We start from the raw sequence: 13,478 nt of genomic DNA, 5'->3' as shown, positions 1-13,478 counted from the left end.
TCGATGCCAAATCGCGTAGTCTGCACTCCATGATTTGATGTTTGTAGCCGCGGAATTTGCTAGTTGCTAGGCTTGGAGCCGGAACTCCCCAACAATCGCCAGCAGTTCCTGTGCTTGCTCCTCCAGTGACTGTGCGGCCGCCGCGGCTTGCTCTACCAGGGCCGCATTCTGTTGCGTCGCATCATCCAGTTGCGTAACGGCGTGACTGACCTCTTCGATGCCCGAACTCTGTTCCTGACTGGCGGCAGTGATCTCTCCAACGATGTCCGTGACCCGCTTCACGCTGGCGACGACCTGGCGCATGGTCATGCCAGCTTCATCGACAAGCGTACTGCCGGCATTCACATTGGCCACGGAATCGTCAATGAGGGCTTTGATTTCTTTGGCCGCAGCGGCGCTGCGTTGCGCCAAGCTACGCACTTCACCTGCTACGACGGCGAATCCGCGGCCTTGTTCACCGGCGCGGGCGGCCTCTACTGCCGCATTCAACGCGAGGATGTTGGTCTGGAACGCAATGCCGTCGATCACCCCGATGATGTCGACAATTTTGTGTGAGGAGGCGTTGATCGAGCTCATCGTCTCCACCACGCGTGTCACCACTTCACCGCCGCGGACCGCCACATCCGAAGCTGATACAGCGAGCCGATTTGCCTGATTGGCGTTGTCGGCGTTTTGCTGCACGGCAGACATGAGTTGCTCCATTGCCGAAGCCGTTTCTTCCAACGAGCTCGCCTGCTGCTCCGTGCGTGATGACAGGTCCAGGTTCCCACTCGCGATTTCTCGCGTGGCCGTACCGATCGTATCGGATGCATCTTTAATGCGACCGATCATCTCCACCAATGCGGCACGCATCCGGTTCATGGCGTAGAGCAGGCTATTGCGGTCATCCGGGTGCGTTGTGATTGGCACCGTCAAGTCGCCTCCAGCGATGCGGTTGGCGACGTCCGCCGCATAGGCTGGATCGCCGCCCAACGTGCGCTGCAGGTTTCGGGTCACCAAGCTTGTCAGGATGACCATGGAAATCACGACTGCTGCCAGCAGCCCCGCAATTCCGTACAGCGAGTGCATGAACGCTGTGTTGATGTCGTCAATGTAGACGCCTGTCGTCAGGTTCCAATCCCACGGTTGGTATCGCAGGACATAGGCGAGCTTCGGAGCCGGCTCAGTACTTCCGACGTGCGGCCAGACGTACCGAATAAAACCTCCGTCGGGCTGCTTGCCGGCATTCGAGATGTCCACATACAGAGCGTTACCTTGCACATCCTTGAAATCGGTCCGTTTCTTGCCGTTCAGATCGGGTGCAATCGGATGCATGATCACGACCTCTTGCGAAGACGTGATGGTGAAGTAGCCATCCTTGTCGTAGCGCAACCCGCGGATGCGATCGAGCGCCTGTTTGCGGGCCTCCTCGTCGCTCAGGGATCCACTGCGTGCGAGATCACCATATTGCTTAATTATGCTGAAGGCCTCAGTGGTCACGCTGACAAGATTGTTCTTGCGCTCATCCATGCGGATCTCGCGTGTCTGATAGGCGTTGAAGACCGACAGCAACGTCAACGCGATCAAACTGAACACGAGAGGCAGCCAGAGTTTCTGACGGAAGCTGAGTCTGTTCAATTGCATTCTCCAAAGGTCTTCGGGCTGCACGATGAGGGTCGGCGCGTGCTCTGATCTTTCTCATCGTCGGGCTGGCGTGCAACTTGACAGCGTGTTGGCGCAAAAAAAATTGCTCGGTGGTGTTAGGGATTTTTTATCGCCCGTGGTCCGCACCAATGGTGTGCAGAATAGGCCCGCCTGATCCGAAGGCAATCGCACTCACGGGGTGGTCCGGTGCCTAAATTGTTCAAGCATTGCGGTCGCCTCGGGGCCAGCCGTACGCTCCCATTCGACAATGGCCTGCTGGGCCGCGATCTGCAGCGACGCGCGCAGCGGAGCCGACGGCTCGTCCACGGCTATGTGCAGATCTTGCAAGTGCTGGCGGTTCTGGGCGGCGCGATGCTGTAGCCGCAGCCATTGTCGGAATTCAGTGATTTCGGCTGCCTGGTCGACCGCGCGCCTTTGCTTGGGTGACAGAGCCGCGTACGCCTTCTCGTTGACTGTGGCGAACGACAGTGGCATTGCGTACTCGATGGTCGTGAAGTACGGCAACCATTTCAGCAGCTTTTGACCGGCCGCACCGTCACCTGATGACAGCACGGCATTGATGGAGCCGTTTCCCAAGCGAGCCGGCACCTCCGCAAATGACAAGGCTTCCGCCCGGGCGCCAACTGTCTGCATGACCTTGGCCGACGTAGCGTCGTACGTGCGGATGGAAAGCGTCCGCAGCACATCAGCGCTGGCGATCGGTTTGGCCGACCAGAGCCCCGATGCCGGCCAGGGTGTCACATAGAGGAGATGCTGGCCGAGTTGCTCGAACGCCTCGACATAGAGCGGGCGCGCGAGGTCTGCCAGCCGCTGCGCGTCCTTGACCTCGTTGGTCACGAATGGCAGGGAAGACAGTGAGAAGATCGGATTCAACTCTGCCAATGCCCCTTCGTAGGCGTCGCCAGCCTCCAGGCGCCCATCGCGTACAGCCAACGGTATTTCAGAAGCGGGGATACCTGCGGAACCGTCATAGGATGCCACGATGTCCAGGGTGCCGGCCGTGCGGGCTTTCACTTCCTTGGCAAACTCCGCCAATCCTTCGCCGGGCATTGTGTTTGCGGGGTATTCGGTTGCCATGCGCCAGTGTGTTGGCTTATCACCCGCCGTGGGCTGCGCTGCGACTGCTGCCTCAACAGTAGCGGCGAGCGCCATCGCCGCGGAACAAAGGATCGCGATTAGCTTCATAGATCGACGGTCGCCAATGTCCAAATTCTTGGATCAGTGTGCAATGAATATTCGGGGGAGAGGCGGTTTCTGGGATCCCAAGGGCGACGTAGACGCGCTTTAGTGGATGCGCCTCACCGGAATGCCAGTCTTGCGGCCGGCGTGTCGTGATTGAAAAAAACCCGGCGCCAATCTCGTCAGGAGAAAACAAGGAGGCTGGCGGCGCCGGGGTCGTCGTAAAGCGGCTCTAGAAGTTGGTGGCACTGAGCGAGGCAGTCAGCTTCCGTTCTTCAGTCAATCTGGCGACAAGCGGCTCCATACCCGGCATAGGAAAGAAGCCTCTCAGTTTAATCATGCGTTTGAACCAGCGATTCAAAGCGGGTCTGCCTTGTAGATCAAAACCGTTGTCATCGGCGACCGCGGCGTAGGGAAAGCACGCGATGTCCCCGATGGTAGGCCAGTCGCAAGCCAGCCAGTGATGCCGGCCGAGCCGGTCCTCGAGAATATCCAATGCGGCATTGCCAGCGCGCTGCGCAGCGACAAGGTCCCCCGAGTATCCGAACTTTTGGATGGCACGCGAGAGGAACAAGCCATTCACTTCATTCTGCGCAAACTCCATCCACTGCATCACGGCTGCAGTCTGGCCAGGATCGGCGGGCAACCAGGTTCGATGCTTGTCGAACTTGCTGGCCAAGTACACAAGAATCGCCGTCGAGCCCCAGATGACCGTTCCGTCATCCTCAAGCGTGGGAACTTGCCCTCGCGGATTCAATTCCAGGTATTCGTCATTGACGATGTTTTTCCCGCCATTTGCTTGAATAAATACACTTTCGAAATTGATTCCAAGAATCGATAGTAGAAGACAGGCTTTGTAGCTATGCCCTGATGTTGGCCGGTGATATAGAAGCATTTCCTATCTTTGGTTACGAATGAATGAAATCCACCCAAAATTATCGGAAAACGACCTGCACCTAGGCTCGCCACATAAGGACGCGGTGTTATGAATGACTGACCTTATTTAGATTAAATTGGCAAAAATTTTTTTGCCATCAATTTTTTTTGATCGGGGGGTATTTGGTCGTTTTCCCCGTCGATCAACAAAGCGGGAGTGCGCATTGGAAGGGGGTGTCACCAAGCAGCTGCACAACACGCACACATTTATTGCCTGGGCACCAAACAATTGTTATCAAGAGCAATCGATAAAGCTGATGTTTTCGCGTTGGCCAGCACTCACCCGATCAGATTGAGGTGGGTATTTCAATTCAGGGAAAACCCTTGATTCTTGCATCGAACTAGCCTTGCGTCGGCCTCATCGAAAAATTCGATTGCAGGATACGCATATTTCCCATTGGATTTGTTCATCAAACATTCAAACAATACGTGCCGAACCGGGTCGCCCCGTGCGGCGGCCAGAGTGAAGTTCTCTATTGCGACGGTCGACCGACTACTGATCTATGACCTCATTGAATGACTTGAACGAGCGGTCCAGCGGATTGGACGTGCGTCTCGCGGCCCGCAGTGGAAGATTGCGTGGCCACACAAGCGGTTTGGCGTCTGAGTACGTTCAAACGAACTGCGTCATCGTCCCGAAGGCACACGCTAGCGACTTCCTCGCGTATTGCTGGCGCAATCCCATTCCATGTCCCGTATTGGCAGTTTCGGATGCAGGCAATCCAGCCTTGCCATCGTGTGGGGCCGATCTCGATATCCGGACCGATATCCCGAGCTATCGGGTCTGGCGATCCGGAGAGATGGTCGACGAGGTGCCCGACATCATGTCGTACTGGCGCTTGGACTTGGTCACCTTTCTGCTGGGATGCTCGTTCTCGTTTGAGCACGCGCTGCTTGCAGAGGGGATCAAGCTGCGCCACGTGGAGCAGAAGAAGAATGTCTCGATGTTTCGCACCAACATCGAGACCACGCCATTTGGCCCATTTGGCGGAAACATGGTGGTCACCATGCGGCCAATGAGACCAGCTGATGCCATCCGAGCGGTCCAGATCACAAGCCGCACGCCCATGGTTCATGGGGCACCCATTCACCTTGCCCATGCGCACAGCATTGGCATCCAAGATCTTGCAGCGCCCGACTATGGCGATGCGGTTGACATCCACGCAGATGAGATCCCCGTTTTCTGGGGGTGTGGCGTCACGCCGCAAGTCGCGCTTCTGCAGGCGAAGCTGGATTTCTGCATCACCCATTCACCGGGATGCATGCTGGTCACCGACATGTTGAACAAAGACATCGTCGAACAATAAAGATAAATCAGGCATTCGACAGGGTGCCTACTGTGCGGAGGAAATGAAAATGTGGATCGGGGAAATCGGACAATCCGAACGTAGGACGTTGACCGCAGGCTTTCTAGGGTACGCGGTCGATGCATTTGATTACATGGTGTACACCTTCCTCATTCCGACGTTGTTCGTACTTTGGGGAATGACGAAGGCTGAGGCGGGATATATCGCCACTGCGTCGCTGATCAGTTCTGCAATCGGTGGATGGGCGGCGGGCATCCTGGCCGATAAATACGGTCGTGTCCGCGTCTTGCAGTGGACGGTGTTCTGGTTCGCGATCTTCACCTGCCTAAGTGGGTTCACCCAGAATTTTCATCAGCTTCTGGCGACCCGCACGCTTCAGGGGCTTGGTATGGGCGGAGAGTGGGCGGTGGGCAGCGTGCTGATCTCGGAGACGATTGCCGCCAAGCACCGCGGAAAAGCTGCAGGTCTTGTGCAGAGCAGTTGGGCGGTGGGTTGGGCGCTGTCGGCAATTGCATTTTGGATGGCCTACGCGTACCTGCCTCAAGAACTGGCCTGGAAGGTGCTCTTCTGGGTGGGCATCCTGCCAGCACTTCTGATCGTGTATGTGCGTCGGAACGTGGCGGAGTCGCCCGTGTTCGTGCAGGAAAAGCAACGCCGCATGCAGCACGAGGAATCCTCGAACTTCATGCAGATCTTCTCCAAGGACCTGCTGGGCACGACGATTCTGGCGAGCCTCTTGGCCAGTGGTATGCAGGGCGCCTACTACTCCGTTACGACTTGGCTGCCGACGTTCCTGAAGACCGAGCGTCATCTCTCGGTGCTGGGCACCAGTTCCTACTTGTTGATCCTGATTACCGGGTCTTTCATTGGCTACCTCTGCAGCGCATGGTTGTCCGACACCATCGGCCGCCGCAAGTGCTTTGCGGTGTTTGCTGCAGCCGGGATTGTCCTGGTGCTGGCGTACACCAAGTTCCAAATCACGGATAGCGCGATGTTCTTCCTCGGCTTCCCTCTGGGCTTCTTCCTGTCCGGCATTTTCTCGGGCATGGGCGCATTTCTGGCCGAGCTGTACCCAAATAGCGTGCGTGGATCGGGGCAGGGCTTCTGCTACAACTTTGGCCGTGCCGTCGGCTCAATCTGTCCGGCCATCATCGGCTTGACCAGCGGTACATATGGACTTGGCGCGAGCATTGGCGTCGTATCCGCAGGCTGCTATCTGGCGGTGATCCTGACCGTGTTCGCACTGCCCGAAACACGGGGCAAGGAATTGGGACACGCGATTGCCTGAGCGTTGCATAACTTTGCTGTTGAAGGATGAAATCGATATGAGCCTGTATTCCAATCACCCGTCGAAACGCTGGCAGTTCTGGATCGACCGGGGCGGCACGTTTACCGACCTTGTGGGGCGTGATCCTGAGGGCGGCTTCCATACGCTCAAGATGCTGTCGGAAAACCCCGAGCAGTATCGCGACGCGGCTGTGGAGGGGATTCGACGGTTGCTCGCGCTGCCGGCGGGCGAGATGATTACGCCCGAGCGAGTGGAATGCGTGAAGATGGGGACAACGGTGGCCACCAATGCGTTGCTCGAACGCAAGGGGGATCGCACGCTGCTTGTGACCACACGGGGGTTCCGCGACGCGCTGCGCATCGCGACCCAAGCGCGCCCGCAATTGTTTGACCGCAACATCGTTTTGCCGGAGCTGCTGTACGAAGAGGTGATTGAAGCCGACGAGCGCATGAGCGCCTACGGTTCAACCGTGCAGGCGCTGGACGTCGAGGCGCTGAAGGCGCAATTGAAGGCTGCCTTTGAACGTGGCTTGCGCGCCTGTGCCATCGTGTTCCTGCACGGCTATCGCTATCACGAGCACGAGTTGCAAGCCGAGGCTATTGCCCGTGAGATCGGCTTCACACAGATTTCCGTCTCCCACAAAGTCAGCCCGCTCGTTAAGTTTGTCCCACGTGGCGATACGACCGTGGTCGATGCTTACCTGTCCCCGATCCTGCGCCGCTATGTCGAACAGGTTGCGCAGCAGATGCCCGGCGTTCGCCTGTTCTTCATGCAAAGCTCGGGCGGATTGACCGAGGCTCAACGCTTTCAAGGGAAGGACGCCATCCTATCGGGGCCGGCCGGCGGCATCGTCGGTATGGTTCGTACCGCGCAGGCTGAGGGCCATCCGAAAGTGATCGGCTTCGACATGGGCGGTACGTCCACGGACGTTAGTCACTATGCTGGTGAGTTTGAGCGTACGTTCGATACTGAAGTGGCTGGCGTTCGTATGCGTGCGCCGATGATGAGCATCCACACGGTCGCAGCCGGTGGTGGCTCCGTCATTCAATTCGATGGGGCACGGCTGCGTGTCGGGCCGGAGTCTGCCGGAGCGAACCCCGGCCCGGCAAGCTACCGTCGTGGTGGGCCGCTGGCCACTACCGATGCGAACGTGATGCTGGGGCGTATCCAGCCTGATTGGTTCCCCAAGGTGTTCGGGCCCGCCGCGGACGAGGCCCTGGACCGCGGCGTCGTGGTCCAGCGCTTTGAAGCCATGGCGCGTGAGATGACCACTGCATCGGGGCGCGCGACGTGTGCCGAAGAAGTGGCAGCCGGTGCGTTGCAGATCGCCGTCGGCAGCATGGCAAATGCGGTCAAGCGCATCTCGGTGGCGCGCGGCTATGACGTCAGCACCTACACGTTGCAGTGCTTCGGCGGCGCAGGCGGGCAGCACGCCTGCCTGGTGGCCGACGCGTTGGGTATGACGCACGTCCTGGCACATCCGTTTGCCGGGGTGCTGTCGGCCTATGGGATGGGCTTGGCTGACCAGATTGCCCTCCGCGAGATTTCTGTTGAGCGTGCGCTGGATGCAGAGGGACTTGCCGCCGCCCTCGAGCAGGCACGCAAGCTTGAAGCAGAAGCACGTCGCGAGTTGGAAGCCCAAGGCGTTGCGCCGGACCTCATTCGTAGCCGCTATCAACTGCAGGTGCGCTATAACGGCACCGACACGGCACTCACGTGCTCCTACGACCCGCAAAGCCCGGCGCAATTTGCCATTGCCGCGCTGCGCGATCAATTCGAGACGGCGTACCGCCAACGCTTTGCTTTCCTGATGCCAGACCGGGAACTGGTGATCGAGGCTGTGAGTGTGGAATGCATGCTACCTGGCGAGCCCGTATCCCAGGCGTCGGCCGGCACAGTGACTTCGCATGCCGCAACCCCGCGCTCGCAGGTCAAGATGTACTGTATGCAAGACATCGAGCCTGCCGGCTGGCGCAATGCGGGCCTGTACATCCGGGAGGAGATGGCGCCGGGGGCAACAGTCGACGGCCCGGCCGTCATTGCCGAGCGTAACTCCACCACGGTTGTCGAGCCGGGCTGGCGAGCGGAATTGAGCGGTTCAGGTTGTCTCGAACTACGGCGGGTGCGCGCACGCGTCAGCGGTCACGCAGCGGGTACGCATGTCGACCCGGTGATGCTGGAGGTCTTCAACAACCTGTTCATGAACATCGCCGAGCAGATGGGGCTGCGTTTGCAGAATACAGCCTACTCGGTGAACATCAAGGAGCGCTTGGACTTTAGCTGTGCGCTGTTTGATGCGCAGGGCAACCTGATCGCCAACGCACCGCACATTCCTGTGCATTTGGGTTCGATGAGCGAGTCCATCAAGACGGTGATGACGCGTAACCCCGATATGCACGCTGGCGATGTGTTCGTGCTAAACGACCCATACCACGGTGGCACGCACCTTCCCGATATCACGGTGGTCACGCCCGTGTTCCTTGAGGAGGACACGCGCCCACGCTTCTATGTTGCATCGCGTGGTCACCATGCCGATATCGGCGGGGTGACTCCAGGCTCGGTCCCTCCATTCTCAACGTCGATTGAGGAAGAGGGCGTGCTGATCGATAACTTCAAGTTGGTTGAGCAAGGCCGACTGCGCGAAGCTGAAATGGTGGCGCTGCTCAGCAGCGGAACGTATCCGTCACGCAATCCCTCGCAAAACATGGCGGATTTGCGAGCGCAGATTGCAGCCAATGAGAAGGGTGTGCAAGAGCTGCGCGCAATGGTTGCCCACTATGGGCGAGACACGGTTAGCGCCTACATGCAGCACGTGCAGGACAATGCTGAAGAGTCGGTGCGGCGCGTTATTACGGCGCTCAAGGATGGCCAGTTCACGCTCCCGCTGGATAACGGCGCGCAAATTTGCGTGTCGGTCAAGGTGGATGCGCAGCGCCGTAGCGCGGTACTCGACTTTACGGGAACAAGCGGGCAATTGCCCAACAACTTCAACGCACCGAAATCCATCACCATGGCGGCGGTGCTGTATGTGTTCCGCACGCTGGTGGATGACGCGATTCCGCTCAACGCGGGCTGTCTGAAGCCTATCGAGGTGATTGTTCCGGAAGGCTGCATGCTCAATCCGCGCGCACCTGCCGCCGTTGTGGCCGGCAATGTGGAAACCTCCAGCTGTATTACCAACGCACTCTACGGCGCCCTCGGTGTGATGGCTGGCGCCCAATGCACGATGAACAATTTCACCTTCGGCAACGAGCGCTACCAGTACTACGAGACCATCTCCGGTGGATCGGGGGCCGGCCACGGATTTAACGGCACGAGTGTCGTCCAGACACATATGACCAATTCGCGCTTGACCGACCCCGAAGTGCTCGAGTTGCGCTATCCCGTTCGCCTTGACGCCTATGAGATCCGCCACGGTTCCGGCGGTGCAGGCCGCTGGAAAGGCGGCAATGGCGGCCATCGCCGAATCCGATTCTTGGAGCCGATGATCGCATCCATCCTGAGCAACGGGCGTAGCCACGGGGCCTTCGGCGCTCAGGGCGGAGCACCCGGATGCGTCGGTCGAAACAGGGTGGTGCGCGCCAGCGGGGTCACGGAGGATCTCGACTCCTGTGCATCCGTGGCGATGGAGGCTGATGACGTCTTCATTGTGGAGACGCCGGGCGGTGGTGGATACGGCAGCGACCACGTCTGATCGCGGGGCCGCTCTCGACTGGACGATAGAACGGCCGAGAGCGCTCCGAAGCCTTGGGAAAAGCGGCTTACCAATACGTCGGGTGATATGAATCTAAAGTTCGTCGAGGCCTTCTATTGGGCATGCTCCCTCAGGAGCATTACCCGCGCTGCAGAGAAATTGCATGTCACGCAGTCCTCTCTCTCGAACCGCATCAGCACCTTGGAAGACGAGCTGGGCGTCAAGCTACTTGATCGCCGATCAAAGCAATTCCGGCTAACTAGCGCTGGCCAACGGTTCTTGACGATGTCGGTAAAGCTGCTGGGAATGCACCGCGAGATCAAGCTGGCGATGGGGGGCGTCGATGACACGCCGACCGTGCTGCGGTTGGGCGCTGTCGAATCGGTGGCCCATAGCTGGCTTTCTTCCTGGCTCAGGCATGTGCGCCAGGGGAACATGAACCTTGAGTTGCAGCTCACCATCGAAACGTCGCCGGTTCTGATGGAGTCAGTCAAGAAAGGCGCTCTCGATATCATCTTTGCAGCGGGGGCGGTGCCCGAAAAGGAATTCAGAACATTCGCGCTGCCACCCATGCAAATGTGTTTCATTGGGGACGATTCTTTTTCAGACACGCACGCCTATGAGCTGAGTGACATTGCGGGCTCCGACCTCCTGACGTTTCAACGTGGCTCACAACCACACCAGGAGCTTCTGCAACTGTTTCGCCAGCATGGGGTCGAGCCACCCCGCATTCATACCATCTCCTCAATCTCCGCATTAGTGCAACTGGCAGAAGACGGCTTCGGTATCGCCACGCTACCGGAAAGCGTCATTTCGCGTGCAAAAGGGCGAAGTCGACTGACTCGCCTGCGCAGCGCAGCAACCCTGCCTCCTCTTCCTCTTTTCGCCACTTACCGGGAAGATCCGGCGTCTGGACATCTGGATGCACTGTTCGAATCCCTTTTTGTCTTTCTGAACCTACCCAACGGACCTGCACAAACAGTGCAGTCTGAGGTTCGTGACGCTTAGACCCGCCCACAACACCGGGGCATCAAGCGGTGGTCCGCACCGTGTTGACGACATGGCACAAAGGAAGACTCGAACGAGTCGGGGAAGGGATTGCAACTGCTACGGCGGATGGCCAACGGTATTGCGATTACATCGAATGTCCCATGATCAATCTTTCTAGCTTGCAATATCGTTTCCGCCGCGCATCCAAGGAGGAATGCCGCGACCTGATCAAAGCGTGCCACCGCGTGGCACCGGGCGGGGCAAGTACCGTCGACGTCTATCTGCGGGACTGGACCTGGTGGATCCACGAAGGCGACTTGCGTTTGCCCTCCAACGTCGTGAACGACATCAACCTGATTGTGACTGGCGATGTGATCGTCGACGGCTGGTATGACGACTACCTTGGAGGCGGGTTGCTGGCCGTATTTGGCTCCATGCGCTGCCGCCATGTTTTCTCGTGGTACACGCTGTATGTTGCTCGCGACCTGTTGGTGCAAGGTCTGAACCTGCAATATCACAACGACTGGGTCTTCGAGTGCGGCGGGCAGGTTGCCGCACGGGCCTTCATCGGCGCCGACAAGTCGTGCCTGTTCGATCTGAATCGTTCCGATCTCGAAGGCTACTACTCCACTCTGGACTTCGATGCGAAGAGCAGCCTTAGGCCCTACCGAATGCTCGGTCTGCTCGAAGGCGAAGAGGACGGGTGCAAGGTCGAAGCCGCGAGCGCCGAGGGCTGCGAAGACGAAGAACAGGACGAATACGATGACTTCGAGACCCCGAGCTCAGCCGAAGTCATCGCTCACGTGAAGGCCGCTGACGCCCAGAGGCGCTCGGCCTTTTCCACACCGGAGCCCGCTCCTGCCACCGTCTGGCGCGAAGCGCTGCACCCAGATACCGTGCTTGCGCGCCTGGTCGATCTGGTTGCCAGCCACGGCTGGGACGTGGCCATGCGCCCCAAGCTTGAGCCTGAGCTGCAGGTTTTGCTAGCGGACCACGCCGATGCTCGCGTGCGCTGGGCGCTAGCAACCTCTCCAGACGTGTCGGAAGTGCTATTGCGGCAGTTGGCCAATGATCCAGCGCACGTTGTGAGGGCAGCGGTGGCCAGTCACGCGCGCTGTCCCTCCGACCTGTTGACAGGTTTCGCCGTGGACGCCGCGGCTGACGTCCGGGCGGCCGTGGTGCATGCGCACGGCCGTGGTCTGGCCGAATGGGTGATACGGATGGCAGGTGATCCCTGTACCGTCGTCCGCCGCGCCGTCGCCGTTATCCCCAACCTGCCGCCGGATGTGGTGGCGCGACTGGCCAGCGATGCAGATGACGTCGTCAGGCACCGGACGATGCGTGTTCAGGCGCCATTGCTCGACCCCATGCTTGCCAGGTTCGTGGCATGCACACCGAAGTGCTGATGCAAGCGATCTCTGCGTGTGACACAGCCCCAGGCTATTGAGGGACATCTGCATCGGAGTCGAACGCTACTTCACTCCCGATCGATACCCGGAGCGACTCTCGCCTAGCCCTAGAAGAGCTTCCTCATCCCGGCCGTCTGATGCACAGCTCCCGCTATTGGCCGGGCCAGCCATCGATTTCACTCACTGCTGTCAGTGAGCGACGATCCCCATCAATATGCTGTCTCTTGTCCTGATCATTGCTGCTGTCTGCCTCGTCACCTCAGCGGCGTGGGCACTTTGGCGCTATCCTGCGCGGCTTACAGAAGATGCCGCCGCGGAATCCCCCCAGGGGTTCATTCAACGGCAGGTACGTTACCAAATCGCATTCGGTGCGCTGGCGGCGATTGTCGTCGTACTTGCTCACCAGCTATCTCCCCCGGAGCGCGCGCGAATGTTCGGTATTGGAGCACTCGCGTCGCCAGTCCAAATGGAAGCTTTTGGCCTTCCTCACGTAGATGGTGTCTCTTGGGTGCAGGGCGGCTGCTTGCTGACACTTGGTTTCGGCCTGGCCACGTTGGCACTCGTGTTCGGTTCTCTGCGCAACATTCAAAATTGGCCGGCTTTTTTCGGCAAGTTTGGTTTTTGGGTGATCGCGATATCGGCGGTCAATGCGCTGTCAGAAGAACTCATTTATCGGGGGGCGATCATTGCAGTAGCGCGGGAGCTGTGGGAGCCATCGCAAGTCGCGCTCTTATCGGCGGTTCTTTTCGCACTGGCGCATGTCTGTGGGCAAGCCTCCGGTTTTGCCGTTGTCACCGGGTCCGCAGTGGTGGGTTGGTGTCTCGCGATTGTAACGATGCAGACCCATGGATTGTTTTGGGCGTGGTGCGCGCATTGTGTCCAGGATGTTGTGATCTTTCTGTCATTCCTAGGGGCGATGACTGATGCAATGCATCACCATGACGCAGCACAAAGTAGCGGCCCTGTTGCCTAAGAGACCTCCTTTGATATCGCGAACAAAACGGATCGACAAATCGACCAAGGGCCAGCAT

General features: G+C 58.8%; 9 protein-coding genes. 6 read left to right on the top strand and 3 right to left on the bottom strand.

Translation table 11 applies throughout. The features are described 5' to 3' along the window. Positions 1-66 precede the first annotated feature (66 nt). From AB0305_RS10780 to AB0305_RS10770, 3 genes are all read right to left on the bottom strand, one after another. A complete protein-coding gene (locus AB0305_RS10780; protein ID WP_366172893.1) occupies positions 67-1,617 on the bottom strand; it encodes a methyl-accepting chemotaxis protein in 1,551 nt (516 codons plus the stop codon). 198 nt (positions 1,618-1,815) lie between these two features. Further along, positions 1,816-2,721, bottom strand: coding sequence for a TRAP transporter substrate-binding protein (locus tag AB0305_RS10775; protein WP_366172891.1), 906 nt, complete (start codon positions 2,719-2,721; stop codon positions 1,816-1,818). Between the two features lie 334 nt (positions 2,722-3,055). Continuing rightward, complete coding sequence (locus AB0305_RS10770) at positions 3,056-3,718, bottom strand: glutathione S-transferase family protein (RefSeq protein ID WP_366172889.1); 663 nt, start codon at positions 3,716-3,718, stop codon at positions 3,056-3,058. A gap of 544 nt (positions 3,719-4,262) precedes the next feature. Here AB0305_RS10770 and AB0305_RS10765 point away from each other — a divergent pair. The 6 genes from AB0305_RS10765 (at position 4,263) to AB0305_RS10740 (ending at position 13,420) form a co-directional block, all read left to right on the top strand. After that, a complete protein-coding gene (locus tag AB0305_RS10765) occupies positions 4,263-5,066 on the top strand; it encodes a putative hydro-lyase (RefSeq protein WP_366172887.1) in 804 nt (267 codons plus the stop codon). Positions 5,067-5,115: 49 nt separating this feature from the next. Then, positions 5,116-6,354, top strand: coding sequence for an MFS transporter (locus AB0305_RS10760; RefSeq protein ID WP_366172885.1), 1,239 nt, complete (start codon positions 5,116-5,118; stop codon positions 6,352-6,354). Between the two features lie 19 nt (positions 6,355-6,373). Continuing rightward, on the top strand, positions 6,374-10,048 hold the full coding sequence (locus tag AB0305_RS10755; RefSeq protein ID WP_366172884.1) for a hydantoinase B/oxoprolinase family protein: 3,675 nt from the start codon (positions 6,374-6,376) through the stop codon (positions 10,046-10,048). 87 nt (positions 10,049-10,135) lie between these two features. Next, positions 10,136-11,056: a LysR family transcriptional regulator gene (locus AB0305_RS10750; RefSeq protein ID WP_366172882.1), complete on the top strand. Its 921-nt coding sequence runs from the start codon at positions 10,136-10,138 to the stop codon at positions 11,054-11,056. Between the two features lie 143 nt (positions 11,057-11,199). Continuing rightward, the gene (locus AB0305_RS10745) at positions 11,200-12,444 is read left to right on the top strand and encodes a hypothetical protein (RefSeq protein ID WP_366172880.1); all 1,245 of its coding nucleotides are present in this window, start codon (positions 11,200-11,202) and stop codon (positions 12,442-12,444) included. A 217-nt stretch (positions 12,445-12,661) separates the two neighbouring features. After that, a complete protein-coding gene (locus AB0305_RS10740; RefSeq protein ID WP_366172878.1) occupies positions 12,662-13,420 on the top strand; it encodes a CPBP family intramembrane glutamic endopeptidase in 759 nt (252 codons plus the stop codon). Positions 13,421-13,478: the final 58 nt, after the last annotated feature.

This window comes from Arthrobacter sp. NPDC080086 (assembly GCF_040702285.1).
The sequence above is the reverse complement of the archived record's forward strand: the minus strand, read 5'-3'. Positions and strand labels throughout refer to the sequence as shown.

Bases quoted from the DNA above. Each gene is read 5' to 3' on its own strand.
- AB0305_RS10765 (WP_366172887.1), top strand. From the start codon at position 4,263: ATGACCTCATTGAATGACTTGAACGAGCGGTCCAGCGGATTGGACGTG.
- AB0305_RS10750 (WP_366172882.1), top strand. From the start codon at position 10,136: ATGAATCTAAAGTTCGTCGAGGCCTTCTATTGGGCATGCTCCCTCAGG.
- AB0305_RS10770 (WP_366172889.1), bottom strand. From the start codon at position 3,718: ATGCTTCTATATCACCGGCCAACATCAGGGCATAGCTACAAAGCCTGT.
- AB0305_RS10740 (WP_366172878.1), top strand. From the start codon at position 12,662: ATGCTGTCTCTTGTCCTGATCATTGCTGCTGTCTGCCTCGTCACCTCA.
- AB0305_RS10775 (WP_366172891.1), bottom strand. From the start codon at position 2,721: ATGGCAACCGAATACCCCGCAAACACAATGCCCGGCGAAGGATTGGCG.
- AB0305_RS10760 (WP_366172885.1), top strand. From the start codon at position 5,116: ATGTGGATCGGGGAAATCGGACAATCCGAACGTAGGACGTTGACCGCA.
- AB0305_RS10745 (WP_366172880.1), top strand. From the start codon at position 11,200: ATGATCAATCTTTCTAGCTTGCAATATCGTTTCCGCCGCGCATCCAAG.